15 protein-coding genes, 1 tRNA gene and 1 pseudogene are annotated in these 19,575 nt (G+C 73.5%); 6 read left to right on the forward strand and 11 right to left on the reverse strand.

Annotated elements, in window-relative coordinates:
- Nucleotides 1-79 precede the first annotated feature (79 nt).
- Together OHS17_RS11235 and OHS17_RS11240 are read right to left on the reverse strand one after the other, a co-directional pair.
- Nucleotides 80-2,011: a YfjP family GTPase gene (locus OHS17_RS11235; protein WP_330312042.1), complete on the reverse strand. Its 1,932-nt coding sequence runs from the start codon at nt 2,009-2,011 to the stop codon at nt 80-82.
- On the reverse strand, nt 2,008-3,660 hold the full coding sequence (locus tag OHS17_RS11240; protein ID WP_330315223.1) for a dynamin family protein: 1,653 nt from the start codon (nt 3,658-3,660) through the stop codon (nt 2,008-2,010). Before OHS17_RS11240 ends, OHS17_RS11235 begins: the two co-directional genes overlap by 4 nt.
- A 317-nt stretch (nt 3,661-3,977) precedes the next feature.
- Between OHS17_RS11240 and OHS17_RS11245 the strand changes: the two genes are divergently transcribed.
- Nucleotides 3,978-4,050: transfer RNA gene (locus OHS17_RS11245), tRNA-Arg, on the forward strand.
- Nucleotides 4,051-4,195: 145 nt separating this feature from the next.
- Here the strand turns inward: OHS17_RS11245 and OHS17_RS11250 are convergent.
- The 3 genes from OHS17_RS11250 to OHS17_RS11260 all read right to left on the reverse strand — a co-directional run bounded on the left by OHS17_RS11250 (nt 4,196) and on the right by OHS17_RS11260 (nt 9,435).
- Complete coding sequence (locus tag OHS17_RS11250) at nt 4,196-5,764, reverse strand: vWA domain-containing protein (RefSeq protein ID WP_330312043.1); 1,569 nt, start codon at nt 5,762-5,764, stop codon at nt 4,196-4,198.
- Between the two features lie 132 nt (nt 5,765-5,896).
- Nucleotides 5,897-6,775: an ABC transporter permease gene (locus OHS17_RS11255; RefSeq protein WP_330312044.1), complete on the reverse strand. Its 879-nt coding sequence runs from the start codon at nt 6,773-6,775 to the stop codon at nt 5,897-5,899.
- On the reverse strand, nt 6,772-9,435 hold the full coding sequence (locus OHS17_RS11260) for an alpha/beta fold hydrolase (RefSeq protein WP_330312045.1): 2,664 nt from the start codon (nt 9,433-9,435) through the stop codon (nt 6,772-6,774). Before OHS17_RS11260 ends, OHS17_RS11255 begins: the two co-directional genes overlap by 4 nt.
- A gap of 176 nt (nt 9,436-9,611) precedes the next feature.
- Here OHS17_RS11260 and OHS17_RS11265 point away from each other — a divergent pair, with 176 nt between their 5' ends.
- Both OHS17_RS11265 and OHS17_RS11270 read left to right on the forward strand, forming a co-directional pair.
- A complete protein-coding gene (locus tag OHS17_RS11265; RefSeq protein WP_330312046.1) occupies nt 9,612-10,196 on the forward strand; it encodes an AAA family ATPase in 585 nt (194 codons plus the stop codon).
- A 41-nt stretch (nt 10,197-10,237) separates the two neighbouring features.
- Nucleotides 10,238-10,714, forward strand: a complete 477-nt coding sequence (locus OHS17_RS11270; RefSeq protein WP_330312047.1) for a hypothetical protein — start codon at nt 10,238-10,240, stop codon at nt 10,712-10,714.
- Here OHS17_RS11270 and OHS17_RS11275 read toward each other — a convergent pair.
- A complete protein-coding gene (locus OHS17_RS11275; protein ID WP_330312048.1) occupies nt 10,669-11,286 on the reverse strand; it encodes a DUF4291 domain-containing protein in 618 nt (205 codons plus the stop codon). The genes OHS17_RS11270 and OHS17_RS11275 overlap by 46 nt on opposite strands.
- Nucleotides 11,287-11,345: 59 nt before the next feature.
- A pseudogene (locus OHS17_RS11280) lies at nt 11,346-11,549 on the reverse strand (hypothetical protein); the annotation flags it as partial.
- 326 nt (nt 11,550-11,875) lie between these two features.
- Between OHS17_RS11280 and OHS17_RS11285 the strand changes: the two are divergent.
- Nucleotides 11,876-12,592: a VC0807 family protein gene (locus OHS17_RS11285; RefSeq protein ID WP_330312049.1), complete on the forward strand. Its 717-nt coding sequence runs from the start codon at nt 11,876-11,878 to the stop codon at nt 12,590-12,592.
- Nucleotides 12,593-12,688: 96 nt separating this feature from the next.
- Nucleotides 12,689-13,159: a GNAT family N-acetyltransferase gene (locus OHS17_RS11290; protein ID WP_330312050.1), complete on the forward strand. Its 471-nt coding sequence runs from the start codon at nt 12,689-12,691 to the stop codon at nt 13,157-13,159.
- 48 nt (nt 13,160-13,207) lie between these two features.
- On the opposite strand, the gene OHS17_RS11295 is transcribed toward OHS17_RS11290, so the two are convergent.
- From OHS17_RS11295 to iolC, 4 genes are read right to left on the reverse strand one after another with little or no spacing between them, the layout of a single operon-like run.
- Nucleotides 13,208-14,707, reverse strand: coding sequence for a CoA-acylating methylmalonate-semialdehyde dehydrogenase (locus OHS17_RS11295; protein WP_330312051.1), 1,500 nt, complete (start codon nt 14,705-14,707; stop codon nt 13,208-13,210).
- Between the two features lie 12 nt (nt 14,708-14,719).
- Nucleotides 14,720-16,630: a 3D-(3,5/4)-trihydroxycyclohexane-1,2-dione acylhydrolase (decyclizing) gene (iolD, locus tag OHS17_RS11300; protein ID WP_330312052.1), complete on the reverse strand. Its 1,911-nt coding sequence runs from the start codon at nt 16,628-16,630 to the stop codon at nt 14,720-14,722.
- On the reverse strand, nt 16,627-17,508 hold the full coding sequence (gene iolB, locus OHS17_RS11305) for a 5-deoxy-glucuronate isomerase (protein ID WP_330312053.1): 882 nt from the start codon (nt 17,506-17,508) through the stop codon (nt 16,627-16,629). The genes iolD and iolB overlap by 4 nt, the downstream gene beginning before the upstream one ends.
- Entirely contained in the window at nt 17,505-18,494 is a 990-nt protein-coding gene (gene iolC / locus OHS17_RS11310; protein WP_330312054.1) for a 5-dehydro-2-deoxygluconokinase, read from the reverse strand. The genes iolB and iolC overlap by 4 nt, the downstream gene beginning before the upstream one ends.
- A 123-nt stretch (nt 18,495-18,617) precedes the next feature.
- Between iolC and OHS17_RS11315 the strand changes: the two genes are divergently transcribed.
- The gene (locus OHS17_RS11315; RefSeq protein ID WP_164626851.1) at nt 18,618-19,547 is read left to right on the forward strand and encodes a sugar phosphate isomerase/epimerase family protein; all 930 of its coding nucleotides are present in this window, start codon (nt 18,618-18,620) and stop codon (nt 19,545-19,547) included.
- Nucleotides 19,548-19,575 lie beyond the last annotated feature (28 nt).

A 19,575-nucleotide genomic window follows, 5' to 3' on the forward strand; every position in this document is an offset into this window, starting at 1 on the left:
GGATCCCGTGGCCGCGCCGTGCGCGCGGTCACCGGTCCCATGCTGGAGGGGAGGCGGAAATCCTGCCGGGGGCTGTGGACTAACGGCCCGTTGTGGAAAACTCCGTCACCGCCACATAGCGTTCCCGCACTTCGCGGTAGCGCATCAGCTCCGCCGCCACCGGGTCGAGCACCCGGGCCCGCCCGCAGGCTGCCGCCGCCTCGCGCAACCGCCGTTCGGCCTCCTGCCCGTACCGCCGGGCGGGTCCCCGGGCCGCCGCCGCGCACGACCACTCGACGAGCGGGCCGCCCACGACGCCGCCGAGCATCACCAGGGCGGGCGTCAGCAGCCCCGGCTCCAGCACCCCGATGATCTGGCCGGCCAGCCACAGGCCGCCGAAGATCTGCAGCAGCGTCATCGCGACCTGCGCCAGCACCGCCGCCGGCCACCACGCGGGCCGCGGCGGCCTCCCGGCGGCGCGCCCGCCCCGGCCCTCACCCGCGCCCCTGTTCGCCGTGCCGCCCGCGGGCTCCGACGCCGTCGCGCACACCGCACCGCCGCCCGCGCCCCGCGCGGCCGCCTCGCCGCCCGTCACGCGCCCCGCCAGTTCGTCCAGCGCGTCCGGCAGCCCCTTCGCCCCGTGCACCGCGGCCTCCCGCACCGCCTGCGCCCAGGGTCCGGGCAGTCCGGCCGCGGCATCGTCCGCGACCGTGCGCACGGCCTGCTCGACGCGCTGGCGCGCGGTGAGCCGTTCCTCGGGCGGGGCGGCGAGCGGGACCCGGTCCCGGCTGCCGGGCTGCCGCGTGGCCTCGTACCAGCGCCACAGCCGGAGCCACGGCGTGCCGCAGGCCCGTCCGGCGTTGCGGCGCCACTCGCGTTCGGCCGCCTGGCCCGCCGCCGCGGCGCCCACGGCCTCCGCGAGCCGGTCCGTGAACTCCTCCCGGGCCCGCTCCCCCAGACCCGGCCGCCCCTCGGCGACGTACACCGGGCGGAGCCTGGCCGCCGCCGCGTCCACATCGGCGGACAGGCGACGGGTGGCGGCCGTGCGGTCCTGGACGAACCGGCCCAGCAGCTCGCGCAGTTCACCTACGCCCTCGCCGGTGAGGGCGGACAGCGGCAGGACGGTCGCTCCGGGCTCGCCGTGCTCGCCGAGCGCCATGCCGTCCTCGTCCAGCAGCCGGCGCAGGTCGTCCAGCACCTGGTCGGCGGCCTCGCCCGGGAGCCGGTCGATCTGGTTGAGCACGACGAAGGTGACCTCGGCGTGGCCGGCGAGGGGGCGCAGGTAGCGCTCGTGCAGGGCGGCGTCCGCGTACTTCTCCGGGTCCACCACCCAGATCACCGCGTCGACCAGCGCGAGCACCCGGTCCACCTGGTCGCGGTGGCCCTTCGCCGCCGAGTCGTGGTCGGGCAGGTCGACCAGGACGAGGCCCTGGAGCGCCTCGTCGGCCGCCGCGCCCGGCGCCGGCCTCCGCCGCAGTCTGCCGGGCACGGCGAGGCGGTCCAGCAGTCCGGCGGCCCCGTCGGTCCAGGAGCAGGCGAGCGGGGAGGAGGTGGTGGGGCGGCGCAGGCCGGTCTCGGAGAGCTGGGCGCCCGCGAGCGCGTTGAAGAGGGCGGACTTCCCGCTGCCGCTCGCCCCGGCGATGGCGACGACGGTGTGCCGGGAGGAGAGCCGCTGCCGGGCCGCCGCCTCGTCCAGCACCCGGCCCGCCTCGGCGAGCGCGGCCCGGTCCAGGCGGGCCCGGGAGAGGCCGACGAGTTCGCGCAGGGCGTCCAGGCGCGGCCGGAGCGGGCTGCCGGAGTCCACGTACGCCTCGACCTGCGGCCGCCCGTCGTCCTCCTCTTCCTCGGGGGCCTCGTCCGGGGTCTGTTCGGCCTCCTTCCGGCCGGCCTGCGCGCGCCGGGCGATCAGCCCGTCGTCCCAGCCGGTGCCGGAACGGGAGGTGCGGGAGGTAGTGGTATCGGAGCCGGAGGTGTCGGACAGCTGTTCCCCGGTTCCGCCCTGCCCCGGATTCTCGTCAGTGACGGCAGTCATCGCTGCCACCTCTCCTTCTGCAGTAGGGACAGCGCGGCAATGAGTTCGGCCTGTGGCTCGGGGGCCACGTCGAGGGCGTCCAGGGGGGCGAGCCGCCGGTCGCGTTCGCCGTTCAGCACGTGGTCGAGGCAGTTGGTGAGCAGCGCGCCGCCCTTGTCGCGCAGCCGCAGCGCGCCCTGCGCCCCCATCCGTTCGGCGAGTTGTTCACCGGCGGTGCGGGCGCGGCGTCCGCCGAGCAGGGAGGCGGCCAGCAGGGCGGCGACGGTCTCGGGGTCCGGGGCGGTGTTGCGCTCCATCAGGCGCAGCTCCTCCTCGGCGAGTTCTTCCAGGATCCGGCGCCATCTGCGTACGGCCATGTCGATCCGGCCCCGGATGTCCTCGGCCGGTCCCCAGCCGCCTTCCTCGCGGCCCGCCGCCTCGAAGGCGAAGGCCGCGGCGGCGGGTTCCTTGCGCCAGACGGCGCGGATCTGCTCGTCGGCGGCGGCGACGCCGCATTCCAGGAGCGCGGCCAGGCTCTCGACCAGCGCGTCGAGCACTTCGTCGGAGCTGCTGTACGTGGGGTAGCCGCGCCACCTGGTCCGGGCGTCGCCGGCGAGCGCGCCGCCGTTCTTCAGCCGGCGCCGGAGCCGGGCGCCCTCCTTCCCGTACGCCTCCTCGACCACACCCGTGAGCCGTACGGCGGCGGCGTACTGCGCGGCGACGGCTCCGGCGAGCGCGGGCATCCGGACGTTCAGGGAGTCGACGACCCCGGCGGCGGTCCGGCCGACGGCCTGCTGACGGGCGGCCGGGTCCTGGGCGCGGTGCGCGAGCCAGGCGCGGAGCGGGGCGACGGCGGTGGTGGGCAGGAGCCCCCTGCCGCCGCCCGCCGATTCGGGCAGTTCGGGGATGGTGAACCGGGGCACCTCGCCGAGCCCGGCCTTGGTGAGCAGGGCCCCGTACTGGCGGGAGACCTCGGCGATCACCTGGTGCGGGACGCGGTCGAGAACGGTGACGAGCGAGGCGTTGTACTCCTTGGCGGTACGCAGCAGATGCCAGGGCACGGCGTCGGCGTACCGGGAGGCCGTCGTGACCATGACCCAGATGTCGGCGGCGCAGATGAGTTCGGCGGCCAGGACCCGGTTGCGGACGACGAGGGAGTCGATGTCGGGGGCGTCCAGGAGGGCGAGCCCGCGCGGCAGTCCGGGTGCGGTCTCGACGCGCAGCGCGGTGCCCTCCTCGGCCGCGTGGCCGTCGGGTCCGTCGAGGTCGTCGCACTGGCCGGGCTCGGCGTACTCCTCGGGCGGCAGCCAGACCCGGGTGAGCTGCGGCAGCACCCGTACGCCCGTGAACCAGTGCTGGTCGTCCGGGTGGCAGACCAGGACGGGTGTGCGGGTGGTGGGCCGCAGCACCCCGGCCTCGCTGACCCGGCGCCCCACCAGCGAATTGACGAGCGTCGACTTGCCGGCGCCGGTCGATCCGCCGATGACGGCGAGCAGGGGCGCCTCGGGATCCTTGAGCCGGGGCAGCAGGTAGTCGTCCAGCTGGGCGAGCAGCTCGGTCCTGGTCTGCCGGGCGCGGGCGGCGCCCGGGAGCGGGAGTGGGAGACGCACGGCGGCGACACGGTCGCGCAGGGCGGAGAGTGCGTCGATGAGCTGAGGCCGTACGTCCAAGGTCACCACATGCGAAGAATGCCCAATTTTGGAGCCTTTTTGAAGCGTATAGCCACCTCTGCGCGCCGGTTCCTCCGTCCGGACAGAGGGGATGAGTGGGGCGCAGGCATAACGAGTGCACAACACCCGTGGCGTGAAGCGCCAAAAGCGGTGCGTGATCCGGGCCTACCTGCGATTATCGTCTCGCTTCACCGAACCTCCACATCGTGCCACGCAGGTGAAGCAACGAGGTCGAGCCAATCGGAGCCCTATCCTTGATCCGGCAAGGTCACGGACCGCCCGGTCCCGGGGCTCCTGACCACCGCAGCCACCACCCGGCCCCCGTAGCTCAGTGGATAGAGCAGGTGCCTTCTAAGCACTTGGCCGCAGGTTCGAGTCCTGCCGGGGGCGCACAGGCCCAGCCGCCCGCGTCGGACCTCCCCCCGAGGGAGGTCCCACTTCTCGCGGAGCACAGCACGCTAGCGCGGTCCGTGTAGTGACGGCGTAAACATCCCCGGGGCCCCGGGGGAGCGCGCCGCTCCCCCGGCCCCTCCCGTCAGTCCATCTCGCCCTCTCCCTTGTCCTCCACCATGTCCCCGCCGCCCTTCAGCCGCTCCGCGCGGGTGATCGCGTCGGCCAGCTTCGTCACCGAGGCGTCCTCGGTCGTCGTAGCCAGCTTCTCGGCCCGGTCGGCGAGTTCGCCCAGGCCCGGGGCGCCGGGCAGGCCGGTGCCGCGCAGGTTCTCCGCGAAGTAGGCGGCCACCGCCGTCACCTGGAGGCGGGTGCTCCGGCCGCCCCAGAGCTTGCCGGTGATCGCCCCGGCCGTCACGGAACCGGTCTCCTCGTGCGGCTTGCGGGTCTTCGGGTCCAGCCAGCGCACGGTCGCGGTGGCGACATGGCCGGAGGCGCCGTCGCGCAGCCGCACGGCGTACAGGGCGGTGACGGTGTGGCCGGGGCCGACCTCGCCGCCGTCCACGCTGTCGTCGCGGAAGTCCTCGTCGGCGACCTTGCGGTCCTCGTAGCCGATCAGCTTGAACTTCTCGACGGTCTTCCGGTCGAAGGCGACCTGCGCCTTGGCGTCCCGGGCGGTCAGTTCGAGGTGGGCGGGGAGCTGGTCCACGAACACCTTGCGGGCCTGTTCCTCGTCGGCGATGTACGTGGTGTGGCCGTCGCCCTTGTTGGTCAGCTGTTCCATGAAGTCGTCGCCGTAGTCGCTGCCGACGCCCACGCCGAAGAGGGTGATGCCGTACTCGCGGCGAGCCGAGTCGATGCGTTCGAGGATGTCGTCCGCCTCGGTGTCGCCGGTGTTGGCCAGCGCGTCGGAGAGCAGGACGACACGGTTGTTGCCGCCCTTGCGGCGGCCCTCCACCGCTTCCTCGTAACCGCGCTCGATGCCCGCCCCGACGTTGGTGGAGGCGCCGGGTTCCAGCGAGTCGACCGCGTCGTGGATCTTGCCCCGGTGGCCCTTCAGCCGGGTCATCGGCAGGACGGTCTCCGCGTCGTCGCTGAAGGTGACCAGGCTGATCGAGTCGTCGTCGCGCAGCTCGTCCGTGAGGATGCCCAGCGAGGTCTTGACCAGGCCGAGCCGGTCGGGCGAGTTCATCGAGCCCGAGACGTCCACCACGAAGGTGAGGGAGGCCGGGGGGCGTTCGGCCGTGCTGGGCGCGGCCTTGGTGGCCAGGCCGACCCGGACCAGCGACCAGTCGCCGTCCTCCTCGGCGGCCCTGGCCCCGTCGACGGAGACCGAGAAGCCGTTGCCCTCGGGGCGGTGGTAGCCCTGCCGGAAGCTGTTGACGAACTCCTCGGGCCGCACGGTCTCCGGTCCGGGCAGCCGGCCGTCGGCGAGGGTGCGGCGGGCGTAGCCGTACGAGGCGGTGTCGACGTCCAGCGCGAAGGTGGAGAGGTAGTCGGGCGGGGCGCTCTCCTTCAGCCGGTCAGCGCCGCCGTCGTCGTTCTTCTGCTCGTCCGTGTCACCCCGTGTGTAGGCGGGCGCGGGCGCCCCCGCGCGCCGCTGGTCGGACGTCGCCTTGCCGCCGCTGTCCGTCCCCGAGCAGCCGGTGAGCAGGACGCCCGTCGCGAGCAACAGCCCGACCGCGCCCCGGTACTTCCGTGTGCGGTGTTCCATCCCGTACCCCCTGTGTCGTCACGTCAGCACTTGTGAATGTGACGTGCGGACGGGCGGCCCGGACCGGACGAAAGGGTTGCGGAACGATCTCGATGCGGCAACGGCGAGCGCGGAACCGGCGGAATGTCAAGGTCAGGACACGATGTCCTTACGGCTGAACCCACGGAACGCGAAAGCGAACAGGATCAGGGCATACGTCACTGATACGGCCGCGCCCTTCGCCATGCCGCCCCACTCGATGGTGGGCTGGAGCGCGTCCGCCCAGGCGAACTGCCAGTGGGCGGGCAGGAAGTCCCGCCAGGAGCCGAGCGCGGTGACGGCGTCGAGCACATTGCCGACGATGGTCAGCCCGACGGCCCCGCCCACCGCGCCGAGCGGGGCGTCGGTCTTCGTCGACAGCCAGAACGCGAGGCCCGCGGTCACCAGTTGGGACACGAAGACGAACGCGACCACGAGCGCGAGGCGCGGCACCGCGTCCCCGGCCGACAGCGCTCCCCCGGTCGGCAGCTGGAGCGGCCCCCAGCCGTAGGCCGCCGCCCCCGCCGCGAGCGCGACGAGCGGCAGCAGGACCATCGCGGCGAGGCTGAAGCCCAGCGCGACGACGAGCTTGCTCCACAGCAGCCGGGCCCGGGGCACGGGCGCGGCCAGCAGATAGCGCAGGGAGGACCAGCTCGCCTCGGAGGCCACGGTGTCGCCGCAGAACAGCGCGACCGGGACGACCAGCAGGAAGCCCGCCGAGACGAACAGGCAGGTCGCGGCGAAGTTCGCGGCGGACGCGGTCGCCGTGTCCATCAGCGTGATCCGGTCCGCGCCGCCGCGCCCGCCGTCCGGGGTGCCGCCGATCGCGAACGCGATGATCAGGATGAACGGCAGCGCGGCCAGCACCCCGCCCATCAGCAGGGTCCGGCGCCGGCGCAACTGCCGGACCGCCTCGACGCGCAGCGGGAGGGTGTGGCGGGCGCGGTAGCCCGGCGCCTCGGGGGCCTCGGTGAGGCCGGCTGCGGTGCTCATGCGGAGCCTCCGGAGATCAGGGTGAGGAAGGCGTCCTCCAGGCGGCGGTGCGGGCCGACGCCCGTCAGCGGCACGTCGAGGCGGACCAGCTCGGCGATCAGCTCGGGCGAGGTCGCCCCGTCGAGCCGGACGAGGAGCCCGTGCCCGTCGTCGGTGCGGACGGCGGAGCCGATGCCCGGGAGGGCGGCGACCTTCTCCACGAGGGGTTCGGTGAGCGGGTCGGCGGCGGTGACCAGGAGCATGTCGCCGGAGCCGGTGATCTCGGCGACGGGGCCGGCCTGGACGAGCCTGCCCCGGTCCATGACGACCAGATGCGTGCAGGACTGCTCCACCTCGGACAGGAGGTGGCTGGAGACGATCACGGTGCGGCCGCCGGCCGCGTACCGGATCATCACGTCCCGCATCTCCCGGATCTGCGGCGGGTCGAGCCCGTTGGTCGGTTCGTCCAGGATGAGCAGGTCCGGCATGCCGAGCATGGCCTGGGCGATGGCGAGCCGCTGCCGCATGCCCTGCGAGTACGTGCGCACGGCGCGGGCCAGGGCGTCACCGAGCCCGGCGATCTCCAGGGCCTCCTCGATGCGCGCGTCCTCGTCGGGGCGGCCGGTGGCCTTCCAGTACAGCTCCAGGTTGGCGCGCCCGGACAGGTGCGGCAGGAAGCCCGCGCCCTCCACGAAGCAGCCGACCCGGGACAGCACGGGCGCGCCGGGGCGGATGGCCCGCCCGAAGACCCGGATCTCGCCGTCGTCGGGGGTGATGAGCCCCATGAGCATCCGCAGGGTGGTGGTCTTCCCGGCCCCGTTGGGGCCCAGCAGGCCGAGCACCTGCCCCTTCTCGACGCGGAAGGAGAGGTCGCGGACCGCGTACCGGTCGGCGGACTTGGCGTACTTCTTGGACAGGCCGGTGATCTGGAGCGGTACGTCGGTGAGCGCGGGGTCGGGTGCGGGCGTCGCGGTACGGCGCCGGGCGGTGAGCAGCAGGGCGGCGGCGATCACCAGGGCGGCGGCCGGCAGCCCCCAGGTCCACCAGGGCAGTGCGGCCGAGGCGGTCTTCAGGCCGGGCGCGGTGGGAAGCGTGAGGGGCCCGTCGAGGGAGACGGTGTACGTGGCGGGCTCGGCCGGGGACGCGTAGCCGAGGTCGGTCGCGGCGAGGACGAGGCGGAGGCGGTGGCCCGCGTCGAGTTCGTGGTCGACGGCGGGCAGGGTCAGCTGGATCGGCCTGCCCTGCTGTGCGGGGGTGATCCGGTACGGCGCGACGAGCTGGGCGGGCAGCACCTGCCGCTTCCCGTCCGGCGACACGTCGTACACCTTGCCGAACAGCACCGCGTCGCCGTGGTCGGCCTGCACGGTCACCCGGACCGTGGGGGCGCCGGTGATGCGGCGGGCGACGGGCAGCGGGGCGGAGTCGAAGCGGGCGTACTGGCCGGGGAAGTCGAGGGCGAGGCCGCCGACGCCGAGGGTGGAGAGCTGGGCGAGCGAGCCGCCGACGCCGGGGACGGCGGAGATCGAGGGCGGGTTGGCCCCCGCGGGGTTGCTGATCTTCTGGGTGCGCCCGTGCAATGCGACGGTCCGGGGGCCGCTGTGCAGGCCCGGGTACGTGTCGCTGCTCGCGCCCCTGGTGAGGGCGGCGCCGTCCGTGGAGTCGATGCCGCCGGTCCGGGTGACGCGGAAGGCGGGTCCGGTGTCGGCGCCCTGGTCCCCCTTCAGGTACCGGTCGAACCAGGAGCCGATCCTCTTCTCCACCCGGCCGGTCTCCATGTCGCCCCCGTCGTGCCCGCCGGCCGCCCAGTCGACGGAGACGGGGGCGCCGTTGGCGGCGATGGCCTTCGCCATGGCGTCGGCCTGGCCGAGCGGGAACAGGGAGTCGGTCTGGCCCTGCACGATGAGCGCGGGGGCCTTGATGCGGTCGGCCACGGCGCTCGGGGAGCGCTTCGTGAGCAGGTCGCGGGCGGCGGCGTCCGGCTTGCCGTTGACGGCGACCCGTTCGTACAGGTCGCACAGCTCCTTCTCGAAGTTGGCGCAGCCGCCGCCGGAGTTGACGAAGATCCCGGTCCAGAGTTTCTTGAACACCCCGTCCGGGAAGAGCGCGTCGGCGAGGTTCCAGTAGGTGATCTGCGGGGCGATGGCGTCGACGCGGTGGTCGTACCCGGCGGCGAGCAGCGAGACCGCGCCGCCGTAGGACGCCCCGGTGACGCCGACGCGCGGGTCGCCCTTCGCGTCGAGCCGGACCTCGGGGCGGCCGGCGAGCCAGTCGATCAGCCGGGACACGTCCTTGACCTCGCGGTCCGGCGCGTTCAGCCCGATCCTGCCGCCCGACTTGCCGAAGCCGCGGGCGGACCAGGTGAGGACGGCGTATCCGTCGCGGGCCAGCTGTTCGGCCTGCGCCCGGGTCTCCGCCTTGCTGCCGCCGAATCCGTGGCCGATGAGCACGGCGGGCCGGCGCCCGTCGCCCCCGGCCGTGAAGTACGAGGTGTCGAGGGAGACCCCGTCGACGCGCATCATCCGGTCCTGGCGGTGCACGGCCGGGCCGCTGTCGTCGGCCACCGCCGTCCAGGTGCCCGCACCGGCGAGCACGAGGAGCGCGGCACCGGCCGCCGCCCACCGGCCTCGGGTGCGGGGCAGCAGGCGCCGCCACCGGGACGTACGCGCAACAGGGGAGTCCATGCGTCCGACCCTATGCGGCCCGCCACCCCGTCCCACCTGCCGCCGGGCGGAACTCCCGGGCATCCTCAAGGCGTACGGAAGCGGGCCTCGTACTCCGGACGCGGTATGCCGGGGTACGGCGGTCCGGCCCGCCAATTGCGTCGCGCGACGGCCCCGCGCTCTGGAACGCTGCCGCCATGGAACTGCCGGAAGTACTGCTCATCGGCGGCCGCGCGGGCGTCGGGAAGACCACGGTGGCCTGGGAGGTGTCGGCGCGGCTGCGCGAGGCGGGGGCCGTGCACGCGGTGATCGACGGGGACTTCATGTGCGCCGTGCACCCCGCGCCGGACGACGACCCGCGCCGGTCCCTGATCACCGAACGCAATCTGGCGGCGGTCTGGGCCAACTACGCGGCCCTGGGCGTGCGCCGTCTCGTCTACACCAACACGGTGTGCGTGCTGCCCGAGACCGCGCCCATGTTCGAGCGCGCGATGGGGGGCGGGGTGCGGTGCGTACGGGTGCTGCTGACCGCGTCCGACGCGACGGCCGAGCAGCGGCTCACCGGCCGCGAGATCGGCTCCGAGCTGGAGCACGAGCTGCTCAGCAGCCACCGCAAGGCCCGGATGCTCGACGCCCGGGTCCCGGCGGACACCACGCGGTTGGCGACCGACGGGCGGACGGTACCGGACATCGCGCGGGAGATCGTGGAGCTGACGGGGTGGACCGGGGCCCGACAGCCTTGTGGGAAGCTCACGCCCCACCCGCCCGAAGGCTGTCCGTGATCGCCAAATCCCTTTCAGGACAAGCGTGTTGGAATGCCCCTATGGTCAATTCCACTGACGGAATCACGCACCTGGGTCCGGACGCTCCCGTACAGCGCCTGCGTGCCGAGATCGTCCGGATGCGGGACGAGGCGACGCGGCAGAGGAAGATCGCGCACCGTCGGGCCGAGTTCTGGGCCAGGACGGACATCGCCCTCGGTTTCCCCGCGGCCCTGCTGGCGGGCACGGCCGGAGCGGCGGGGCTGGCCTCGGCGGATGTGCGGGTGGCCGCCGCCCTCGCCGCCCTCGCCTCCGCCGGGTTCGCTGCGGGAGCGAGCTTCCTGCGCAGCGACGCCAGACGCCGCGCCAACAAACGTGCGCGCCACGCGTGGGCGTCGGTCGAGGCCAGGGCCATGGTGGCGCTCGCCCGCGAGCACGTGTCCCACGAGAACCTCGGCGACCTGCTGGAATGCCGCCAGGCCGCGCTGGCCGCCTACGACGGTGAAGACACCCCCGGGACCGCCGCCGGCGCCGGGTAGACCCGTTCGTCCGGGAGCAGCGCGGTCGCGGCCTCCGTCTCGCCCGCCCGGGCCAGCGCGTGGATCTCCCGGGCGAGCGGGGTGACGTCGCGGATCGAGACCGTCCACTCGTCCGCGTAACGCCGTGACGCCTCCCCGGCCAGGCCGAGCTGGAGCGAGCGGTACGGGAGCCGGTTCAGGTGCAGGTCGCGCTCGGGGTCCCACTGGACGCGGGCGGGGGCCCGGCGCAGCTCGCGCTGCCAGGTGGCGTGGTCGGGGTGCACGTCCCGTTCGTAGTGGGAGAGTTCGGCGTGGGCGAGGGCCCAGTCGAAGCCCTCGCGGGTGATCTCGACGGCGAGGACGGTCTCCTGGCCCTCCTTCGTCCCCCAGCCGCAGCGGTACATCATCCACAGGAAGCTCGGCTTGATCCACGTCATGCGGTCGCGCTTCCAGGCGGCCGGGAAGCGCCCGTCGCGGGCGGCGGGCAGCCCGAGCGACGGGGTGTACGCCTGATAGACGGTCACGGTTTCGGCGGTGTGGAGCGCGCGGATCTGGTGCTGGGGCGGGATGGCTGCGGATGCGGATGCGGTCATGCAGCCATCCCAGCACCGGCGGCGGGCTGACGGCGAACGAGTTTCCGGCCGGCCAGGGCCTAGCGGGCCGCGTGCATCACGCGCGGTCCGTGCATCACGCGAACGCCGGACGACACGGCCACGTGGTCACCAGCCGACGCCTTCGCTCCGGCCGTGGAGTTCCCGTAGTAGTTCCACCGCCAGGTGCCGGAATCGGTGGCCTTCACGGTGGTCTTGAGCGCCCCCGTCGAACTGGACGTCACCTTCTTGACCGTCTTGTCGGTCGGCGCCGCCGCCATCGCGGTGAACACGGCCGCCGCGCCCCCGGCCACCACCGCGTTCCACAACTTCTTCGCCGTAGGTGCGAACCCGCCCTCCCCTTGGAAACCGGACCGTCTTTGGGACCGCCCTGGGCCGTGCGCGGTTGTACGCCGTACGGCAACGATCGGGGCACGCGCTCGGAGCCGTACAAGCGCATGGCGAAGGCCATGACATTCGTCATGCGGAGGTCAGTACACGCGGCTCTGCCGGGGAGGGGGCCCGGATCGGCAGTCTTGAACGTGTCGAGAGCGGGAGCCACGAAGGCGCCGCCGCAACGGGAGGAACCGACATGAGCAGCCCGGCCGCCACACTCACCACCCCCTCCCCCGCCCTCGACGCCCCCACCACCCCGATCGAGCCCCGCAAGGCCCTCGTGGACAGCATGAAGCCGCTCCTGGTGGACGTCGCACTGCCGCTCGCCGCGTACTACGCGCTGAAGGCGGCGGGGCTCGGCACGTTCGGCGCACTGGCCTGGAGCAGCGTGGTCCCGGCGGTCCGCACGGTATGGGGCGCGGTGCGCGAGCGCCGGCTCAACGGCCTCGCGGCGCTGATGGTGTCGGTCAACGCGGTCTCGCTGCTGCTGGGCCTGGTGTCCGGTGACCCCCGGCTGATGCTCCTCAAGGACAGCGCGGTGAGCAGCGTCATCGGCCTGACGTTCCTGGTGACGGCGGTGCGCGGCCGCCCAATGCTGTCGGCGGGCCTGCGGCCGTGGCTGACCCGGGGCGAGGCCGCCAAGACGGCCGCCTGGGAACGGCTCTCCGCCGGTTCGCCCGCCTTCCACCGGGCCGAGATCCGGTTCTCGGCGGTGTGGGGCTGCGCGCTGCTCACCGAGTGCGCGGTGCGGGCCGTGGGCGCGTACACCGTGCCGGTCGAGACGATGGTGTGGGCCGGGACGGTGCTCATGGTCGCCTCGATGTTCCTGGCCTTCCTCGTCTCGGGCCGCATCGCGGTCGCCCCGATGGAGCGCATGATCGCCGCCGAGACCACCACCGCCAAGAACCACTGACCGGCCACCAGAACGCCGCAGGGCCACTCCGGGGGAGTGGCCCTGCGGTCATTCGGGCCCCGAAATCCGGTTGACCTCGGCGTTTACCGTTTTCGTATGACTACTTCACTGAGGCTGGCCGAGGTCACCGCCGGGAATGTCGATGCGGCGATCGGGCTGCGGGTGCGGGCCGATCAGGAGCATCTGGTGGCGCCGGTGGTGAAGTCGCTGGCCGAGGCGTACGGGCACGGGGAGGTCGCCTGGCCGCGGCTCGTGTTCGACGGGGAACGGCTCGTCGGGTTCCTCATGGCCTTCCTGGACATCGACTTCGCGGGCGACGGCACCGGGCGGGACATCCGCTCCGGGCTGTGGCGCCTCAACATCGCGGCGGGCGAACAGGGGCGCGGTTACGGGCGGTTCGCGGTCGGGTGCGTGGCCGACGAGATCCGGCGGCGCGGCGGCACACGGATGTACGTCACCTGGCATCCGGGCGACGACGGCCCCGAGGGGTTCTACCTGGGGCTCGGGTTCCGGCCCACGGGCGAGACGAGCGGGGACCAGACGGTCGGGGTGCTGGAGCTGGGCTGAGTACGGGCCGGGGCGGGGGCCCGGCCCGTACTCGGGGCGTCCACCGGGTCAGTGGTTCCTGGGGAAGCCCAGGTCCACGCCCGCCGGGGCGTCCGCCGGGTCGGGCCAGCGGGTCGTGGTGACCTTGCCGCGCGTGTAGAAGTGGACGCCGTCGTTGCCGTAGATGTGGTGGTCGCCGAAGAGGGAGTCCTTCCAGCCGCCGAAGGAGTGGTAGCCGACGGGGACCGGGATCGGCACGTTGACGCCGACCATGCCGGCCTCGATCTCCAGCTGGAAGCGGCGGGCCGCGCCGCCGTCGCGGGTGAAGATCGCGGTGCCGTTGCCGTACGGCGAGGCGTTCATGAGGGCGACGCCCTCCTCGTACGTCTCCACGCGCAGCACGCACAGCACCGGGCCGAAGATCTCGTCCTTGTACGCGTCGGAGTCGGTCGAGACGTGGTCGAGCAGCGAGAGGCCGATCCAGTGGCCCTCCTCGAAGCCGTCGACGGTGAATCCGGTGCCGTCGAGGACCACTTCGGCGCCCTGGGCGGCGGCGCCGGTGACGTAGGAGGCGACCTTGTCGCGGTGGGCGGCGGTGATCAGCGGGCCCATCTCGGACGCGGGGTCCGTGCCGGGGCCGATCGTGATCCGGGTGGCCCGCTCCTTGATCCGGGCCACCAGCTCGTCGCCGATCGCGCCCACGGCGACGACGGCGGAGATCGCCATGCAGCGCTCCCCCGCCGAGCCGTACGCGGCGGAGACCGCGGCGTCGGCGGCGGCGTCCAGATCCGCGTCGGGCAGCACCAGCATGTGGTTCTTCGCGCCGCCCAGGGCCTGCACGCGCTTGCCGTTGGCCGAGGCGGTGGCGTGGATATGGCGGGCGATGGGCGTCGAGCCGACGAAGGAGACGGCGGCGACGTCCGGGTGGTTGAGCAGCGCGTCCACGGCGACCCGGTCCCCGTGCAGCACGTTGAGCACGCCGTCCGGCAGCCCGGCCTCCGCGGCCAGCTCGGCCAGGAGGCTGGCGGCGGACGGGTCCTTCTCGCTGGGCTTCAGCACGAAGGTGTTGCCGCAGGCGATGGCCAGCGGGAACATCCACATCGGCACCATGGCAGGGAAGTTGAACGGGGTGATGCCCGCGACGACGCCCAGCGGCTGGCGGATCGAGGAGACGTCGACCCGGTTCGAGACCTGGGTGGACAGCTCGCCCTTGAGCTGCGTGGTGATCCCGCAGGCCAGCTCCACGATCTCCAGGCCGCGCGCCACCTCGCCCAGCGCGTCGGAGTGCACCTTGCCGTGCTCGGCGGTGATCAGCGCGGCGATCTCGTCCCGGTGGGCGTCCAGCAGGGCGTGGTAGCGGAACAGGACCGCCGTACGGGCGGACAGCGAGGAGTCGCGCCACGTCCGGTACGCGTCCTTCGCGGCCGCCACCGCCGTGTCCACCTCGTCGGGCGAGGCGAACGCGACCCGGGTGGTGACGGCGCCGGTGGCGGGGTCGGTGACCTCGCCGTAGTTGCCCGAGGTGCCCTCGACGGTCTTGCCACCGATCCAGTGGTTCACGGTCTTCATGCTGTGGCTCCTTCAGAGGTGACGGCGTCGGCCGGCGCTGTGTCGTTCGTACTCTTTCCGTGCTTCGACCGCCGCGGGGCGGGTGGCCGTCCCGGCCACGGGAACATCCCACCACGCCTGTGCCTCCGGAGGCCCCTGTCCGGCGCCGGGTGTTTCGGTCTCCACGTGGACGCAGACGGGCCGGTCCGCCGCCCGGGCCTCGGCGAGGGCCGTCCGCAGCTCGGCCACCGTCCCGGCGCGGAGCACCCGCATGCCGAGCGAGGCCGCGTTGGCGGCGAGGTCCACCGGGAGCGGGGGGCCGGTGAAGTCCCCGTCCGCCGACCGGTGGCGGTAGTCCGTGCCGAAGCGCTCGCCGCCGGTCGCCCCGGACAGGCCGCCGATCGAGGCGTAGCCGTGGTTCTGCAGGACGACCAGCTTGACCGGCAGGTTCTCCTGGACGGCGGTGACGATCTCGGTGGGGTTCATGAGGTACGTGCCGTCGCCGACGAGCGCCCAGACGGGGCGGTCCGGGGCGGCCAGGCACACGCCGATCGCGGCCGGGATCTCGTAGCCCATGCAGGAGTAGCCGTACTCCACGTGGTACTGGCGCGGGGAGCGGGTCCGCCAGAGCTTGTGCAGGTCGCCGGGGAGCGAACCGGCCGCGTTGATGAGGATGTCCTCGTCGGTGACGAGCTCGTCCAGGAGGCCGAGGACCTGGGTCTGGGTGGGGCGGGCGCGCGGATCGGGCGTGGCGTACGCGGCATCGACGCGCCGCTCCCAGCGGGCCTTGGCCCCGGTGTACTCGGTGACGTACGCGGGGTCCGCGCGGTGTCCGGCCAGGGCCTCGGTGAGCGCGTCGAGGGCGGTGCGGGCGTCGGCGACGAGCGGGAGCGCGGCGAGCTTGTGGGCGTCGAAGCCGGTCACGTTGACGTTGAGGAAGCGGGCCCCGGGGTGCTGGAAGAGGGTCGCGGACGCGGTGGTGAAGTCGGTGTACCGGGTGCCGATTCCGATGACGAGGTCGGCGGTGCGGGCGAGGTCGTCGGCGGTGGCGGTGCCGGTGTGGCCGATGCCGCCGACGTCGGCGGGGTGGTCGTGGCGCAGCGAGCCCTTGCCCGCCTGAGTGGACGCGACGGGGATGCCGGTGGCCTCGGCGAACGCGGCGAGGGCGTCCTCGGCGGCGCTGTGGTGGACGCCGCCGCCGACGACGACCAGGGGGCGGCGGGCGGCGCGCACCGCCCGTGCGGCCGCGCCGAGTTCGTACGGGTCGGGGGCGGGACGGCGTACGTGCCAGACGCGCTCAGCGAAGAACTCCGCCGGCCAGTCGTGCGCCTCGGCCTGGACGTCCTGCGGCAGCGCGAGGGTGACCGCGCCGGTCTCCGCCGGGTCGGTCAGGACCCGCATGGCGTGCAGCGCGGCCGGGATCAGGGCCTCGGGGCGGGTGATCCGGTCGAAGAAGCGGGAGACCGGGCGCAGGCAGTCGTTGACGGAGACGTCGCCCGCGTACGCCACCTCCAGCTGCTGGAGTACGGGGTCGGCGGGGCGGGTCGCGAAGGTGTCGCCGGGCAGCAGCAGGACGGGGAGGTGGTTGACGGTGGCGAGGGCGGCGCCGGTGACGAGGTTGGTGGCGCCGGGACCGATGGACGTGGTGACGGCATGGGCGGACAGCCGGCCGGACTGGCGGGCGTGGCCCACGGCCGCGTGCACCATGGCCTGTTCGTTGCGGCCCTGGAGGTAGGGCATCGCGGGGCCGGTCTCCCGGAGCGCCTGGCCGATTCCGGCGACGTTGCCGTGGCCGAAGATGCCCCAGGTGGCGGCGATCAGCCGGTGGCGTTCGCCGTCGCGCTCGGCGTACTGGCGGGCGAGGAAGGCGATCAGCGCCTGGGCGGTGGTGAGGCGGCGGGTGGCCTCCCCGGCCGGGGAGGGCGTGCCGGGCGGTGCGGTCATGCGTGGTCCTCCGGTCCGGGGAGCGGCAGCCGGGGGTCGACCGGCTGGGACGGCCAGGTGTCGCGCACCCACTGGTGGTCGGGGTGGTCGCGGATCAGCCACTCCCGCTTCTCGCCGGGGCCCGCCATGACGTTGAGGTAGTACAGGGTGCGGCCGGGCTGGGCGATGGACGGGCCGTGCCAGCCGTCCGGGATGAGGACCGCGTCGCCGCTGCGGACCTCGGCCAGCACGTCCGTACCGCCGGGGTGGGACGGGGAGACACGGTGGTAGCCGAGGCCGCCGTCCTCGACCTCGAAGTAGTAGATCTCCTCCAGGACGGATTCCTCGCCGGGGTGGTGCTCGTCGTGTTTGTGCGGCGGATAGGAGGACCAGTTGCCGCCGGGCGTGAGGACTTCCACGGCGATGAGGCGGTCGCAGTCGAAGGCGTCGGCGGCGGCGAAGTTGTGGACCTGGCGGGAGCAGGTGCCGGCGCCGCGCAGTTCCACGCGTACCTCCGGCGCGGGGCCGTAGCGAGCGGGGAGTCGTCGCTCGCACTTCGCTCCTGCCAGGGCGAAGCGGCCGCCTGCGCCGGAGGCGATCTGTGCGTGGGCGTCGCGCGGTACATAGGCGAAGTCGGAAACGCCGCTGAACACGCTCCTCCGGCCCAGCAGTTCAAAGATCTCATCTGAGATGTGCACCGTACAGCTGCCGGTCAACGGCAGTACGATCCACTCGCTCTCTCCGGTGACAAGTGTGTGAACTCCTCCCGGTTCCAGCTCCAGTACGCGGAGGCCGGACCGGTCCCAGCCGGCCTGTTCGGGGCCGATGTCCAGGGCGTAGGGGCCGTGCGCGGTGGAGCCCGCGGGCAGGTGGTACGCCGGTTCGCCTCGCATGCTCATGCCCCTTCTCCGTGTGCGGTGACCGCGCCTTCGGCGAGGGCGGCCTCGACCTCGTGCGGGAACGGCATCGCGGAGGAGCAGGCGAGCCGGGCGGCGACGATGGCGCCCGCCGCGTTGGCGTACCGCATGGTGCGCGCGATGTCCCAGCCGCTCAGCAACCCGTGGCAGAGCGCGCCGCCGAACGCGTCGCCCGCGCCGAGGCCGTTGACCACGTCGACGGGGAGCGGCGGCACGGCGGCGACGGTCCCGTCCCGGTGGACGGCGAGGACGCCCGCGGGGCCCTGCTTGACGACGGCCAGCTCGGCACCGGCCTCGATGAGGGCGCGGGCGGCCGCGTGCGGTTCGCGCTCGCCGGTGGCGATCTCGCACTCGTCCAGATTGCCGACGGCGACCGTCGCGTACGCCAGGGCCTCGCGGTACCGGGCGGGCGCACAGGCTTCGTTCGCCTCGCCCGGCGGCCAGAACATCGGGCGCCAGTCGAGGTCGAAGACAGTGACGCCGGAGCGGTCGCGGGCGCGCAGCGCGGCGAGGGTCGCCGTACGGCTCGGCTCGGCGCACAGGCCGGTGCCGGTCATCCAGAACACCCGGGCGGCCCGCACCGCTTCGAGGTCCAGCTCCGAGGCGTGGATCTCCAGGTCGGGGGCCTTGGGCTGCCGGTAGAAGTACAGCGGGAAGTCGTCGGGCGGGAAGACCTCGCAGAAGGTGACCGGGGTCGGGTAGGCGGCGACGGGCGTCACCCACCGGGCGTCGACCCCGAACTCCCTCAACTGCTCCCGCAGATAGTCTCCGAAGGGGTCCTCGCCGGTGCGGGTCACCACGGCGGTGCGCCGGCCGAGGCGGGCGGCGGCGACCGCCACATTGGACGGGGAGCCGCCGAGGAACTTCCCGAAGGTGTCGACCCGGGCCAGCGGCACACCCGTCCGCAGGGGGTAGAGGTCCACCCCGATCCGCCCCATCGTGATCACGTCGTACGGCTGCTCAGGCATGCAACGTCCCTTCGGCTGGGCGCCTGTACCTGGATCATCTCCGCTTCGATCATCGTCAATCATTTGTACGGACATACGGACGTATCCTTGACACCGGTCCGCCCCCGTGGTGAGGCTTGGCGCATGACGTCCTCCCCGTCCTCGGCATCGCCCTGCATCCGCATCGGCTCCGCGCCCGACTCCTGGGGGGTGTGGTTCCCCGACGATCCCCGGCAGGTGCCGTGGCGGCGCTTCCTGGACGAGGTCTCCGCCGCGGGCTACGAGTGGATCGAGCTGGGTCCGTACGGCTACCTCCCGACCGATCCGGCCCGCCTCGCGGAGGAGACGGGCAGCCGGGGGCTCTCCGTCTCGGCGGGCACCGTCTTCACCGGATTGCACCACGGGCCGGACGTCTGGGACCGGACCTGGGAGCATGTCGCCGGCATCGCGGCACTCACCCGGGCGATGGGCGCCGGGCACCTCGTGGTCATCCCCTCCTTCTGGCGCGACGACAAGACGGGCGAGGTGCTGGAGGACCGGGTCCTCACGGCCGAGCAGTGGCGCCACCTGACCACGCAGACCGAACGGCTGGCGCGCGAGGTCCGGGACCGGTACGGGCTGCGCGTCGTCGTCCACCCCCACGCGGACACCCACATCGACACCGAGGAGAACGTCGCCCGGTTCCTCGACGCCACCGACCCGGACCTGGTGTCGCTCTGCCTGGACACCGGGCACTACGCGTACTGCGGGGGCGACAGCGTCGAGCTGATCGAGACGTACGGGGAGCGCATCGGCTACCTCCACCTCAAGCAGGTGGACCCGGCGGTCCTCGCCGAGGTGGTGGCGGACGAGGTGCCCTTCGGTCCCGCCGTGGCGCGCGGCGTGATGTGCGAACCGCCGGGCGGGGTCCCGGCCCTGGAGCCCGTGCTGGCCGCCGCCCGCCGACTGGACGTCGACCTGTTCGCCATCGTCGAGCAGGACATGTACCCCTGCCCGCCGGACCGGCCGTTCCCGATCGCCCGCCGCACCCGCGACTACCTCCGCTCCTGCGGGCGGCCGCCCGGGACGGCCTGACGCGGCCGTGACGCCGTGACGCTTACGG

The sequence above is a fragment of the Streptomyces sp. NBC_00523 genome (genome assembly GCF_036346615.1).
Classification (GTDB): Bacteria; Actinomycetota; Actinomycetes; order Streptomycetales; family Streptomycetaceae; genus Streptomyces.

Coding starts and splice junctions, on each gene's coding strand:
- OHS17_RS11285 (WP_330312049.1), top strand. CDS start 11,876: ATGAGCAGCCCGGCCGCCACACTCACCACCCCCTCCCCCGCCCTCGAC.
- OHS17_RS11265 (WP_330312046.1), top strand. CDS start 9,612: ATGGAACTGCCGGAAGTACTGCTCATCGGCGGCCGCGCGGGCGTCGGG.
- OHS17_RS11235 (WP_330312042.1), bottom strand. CDS start 2,011: ATGACTGCCGTCACTGACGAGAATCCGGGGCAGGGCGGAACCGGGGAA.
- OHS17_RS11295 (WP_330312051.1), bottom strand. CDS start 14,707: ATGAAGACCGTGAACCACTGGATCGGTGGCAAGACCGTCGAGGGCACC.
- iolD (WP_330312052.1), bottom strand. CDS start 16,630: ATGACCGCACCGCCCGGCACGCCCTCCCCGGCCGGGGAGGCCACCCGC.
- OHS17_RS11260 (WP_330312045.1), bottom strand. CDS start 9,435: ATGGACTCCCCTGTTGCGCGTACGTCCCGGTGGCGGCGCCTGCTGCCC.
- OHS17_RS11255 (WP_330312044.1), bottom strand. CDS start 6,775: ATGAGCACCGCAGCCGGCCTCACCGAGGCCCCCGAGGCGCCGGGCTAC.
- OHS17_RS11250 (WP_330312043.1), bottom strand. CDS start 5,764: ATGGAACACCGCACACGGAAGTACCGGGGCGCGGTCGGGCTGTTGCTC.
- OHS17_RS11290 (WP_330312050.1), top strand. CDS start 12,689: ATGACTACTTCACTGAGGCTGGCCGAGGTCACCGCCGGGAATGTCGAT.
- OHS17_RS11270 (WP_330312047.1), top strand. CDS start 10,238: ATGGTCAATTCCACTGACGGAATCACGCACCTGGGTCCGGACGCTCCC.
- iolB (WP_330312053.1), bottom strand. CDS start 17,508: ATGAGCATGCGAGGCGAACCGGCGTACCACCTGCCCGCGGGCTCCACC.
- OHS17_RS11275 (WP_330312048.1), bottom strand. CDS start 11,286: ATGACCGCATCCGCATCCGCAGCCATCCCGCCCCAGCACCAGATCCGC.
- iolC (WP_330312054.1), bottom strand. CDS start 18,494: ATGCCTGAGCAGCCGTACGACGTGATCACGATGGGGCGGATCGGGGTG.
- OHS17_RS11315 (WP_164626851.1), top strand. CDS start 18,618: ATGACGTCCTCCCCGTCCTCGGCATCGCCCTGCATCCGCATCGGCTCC.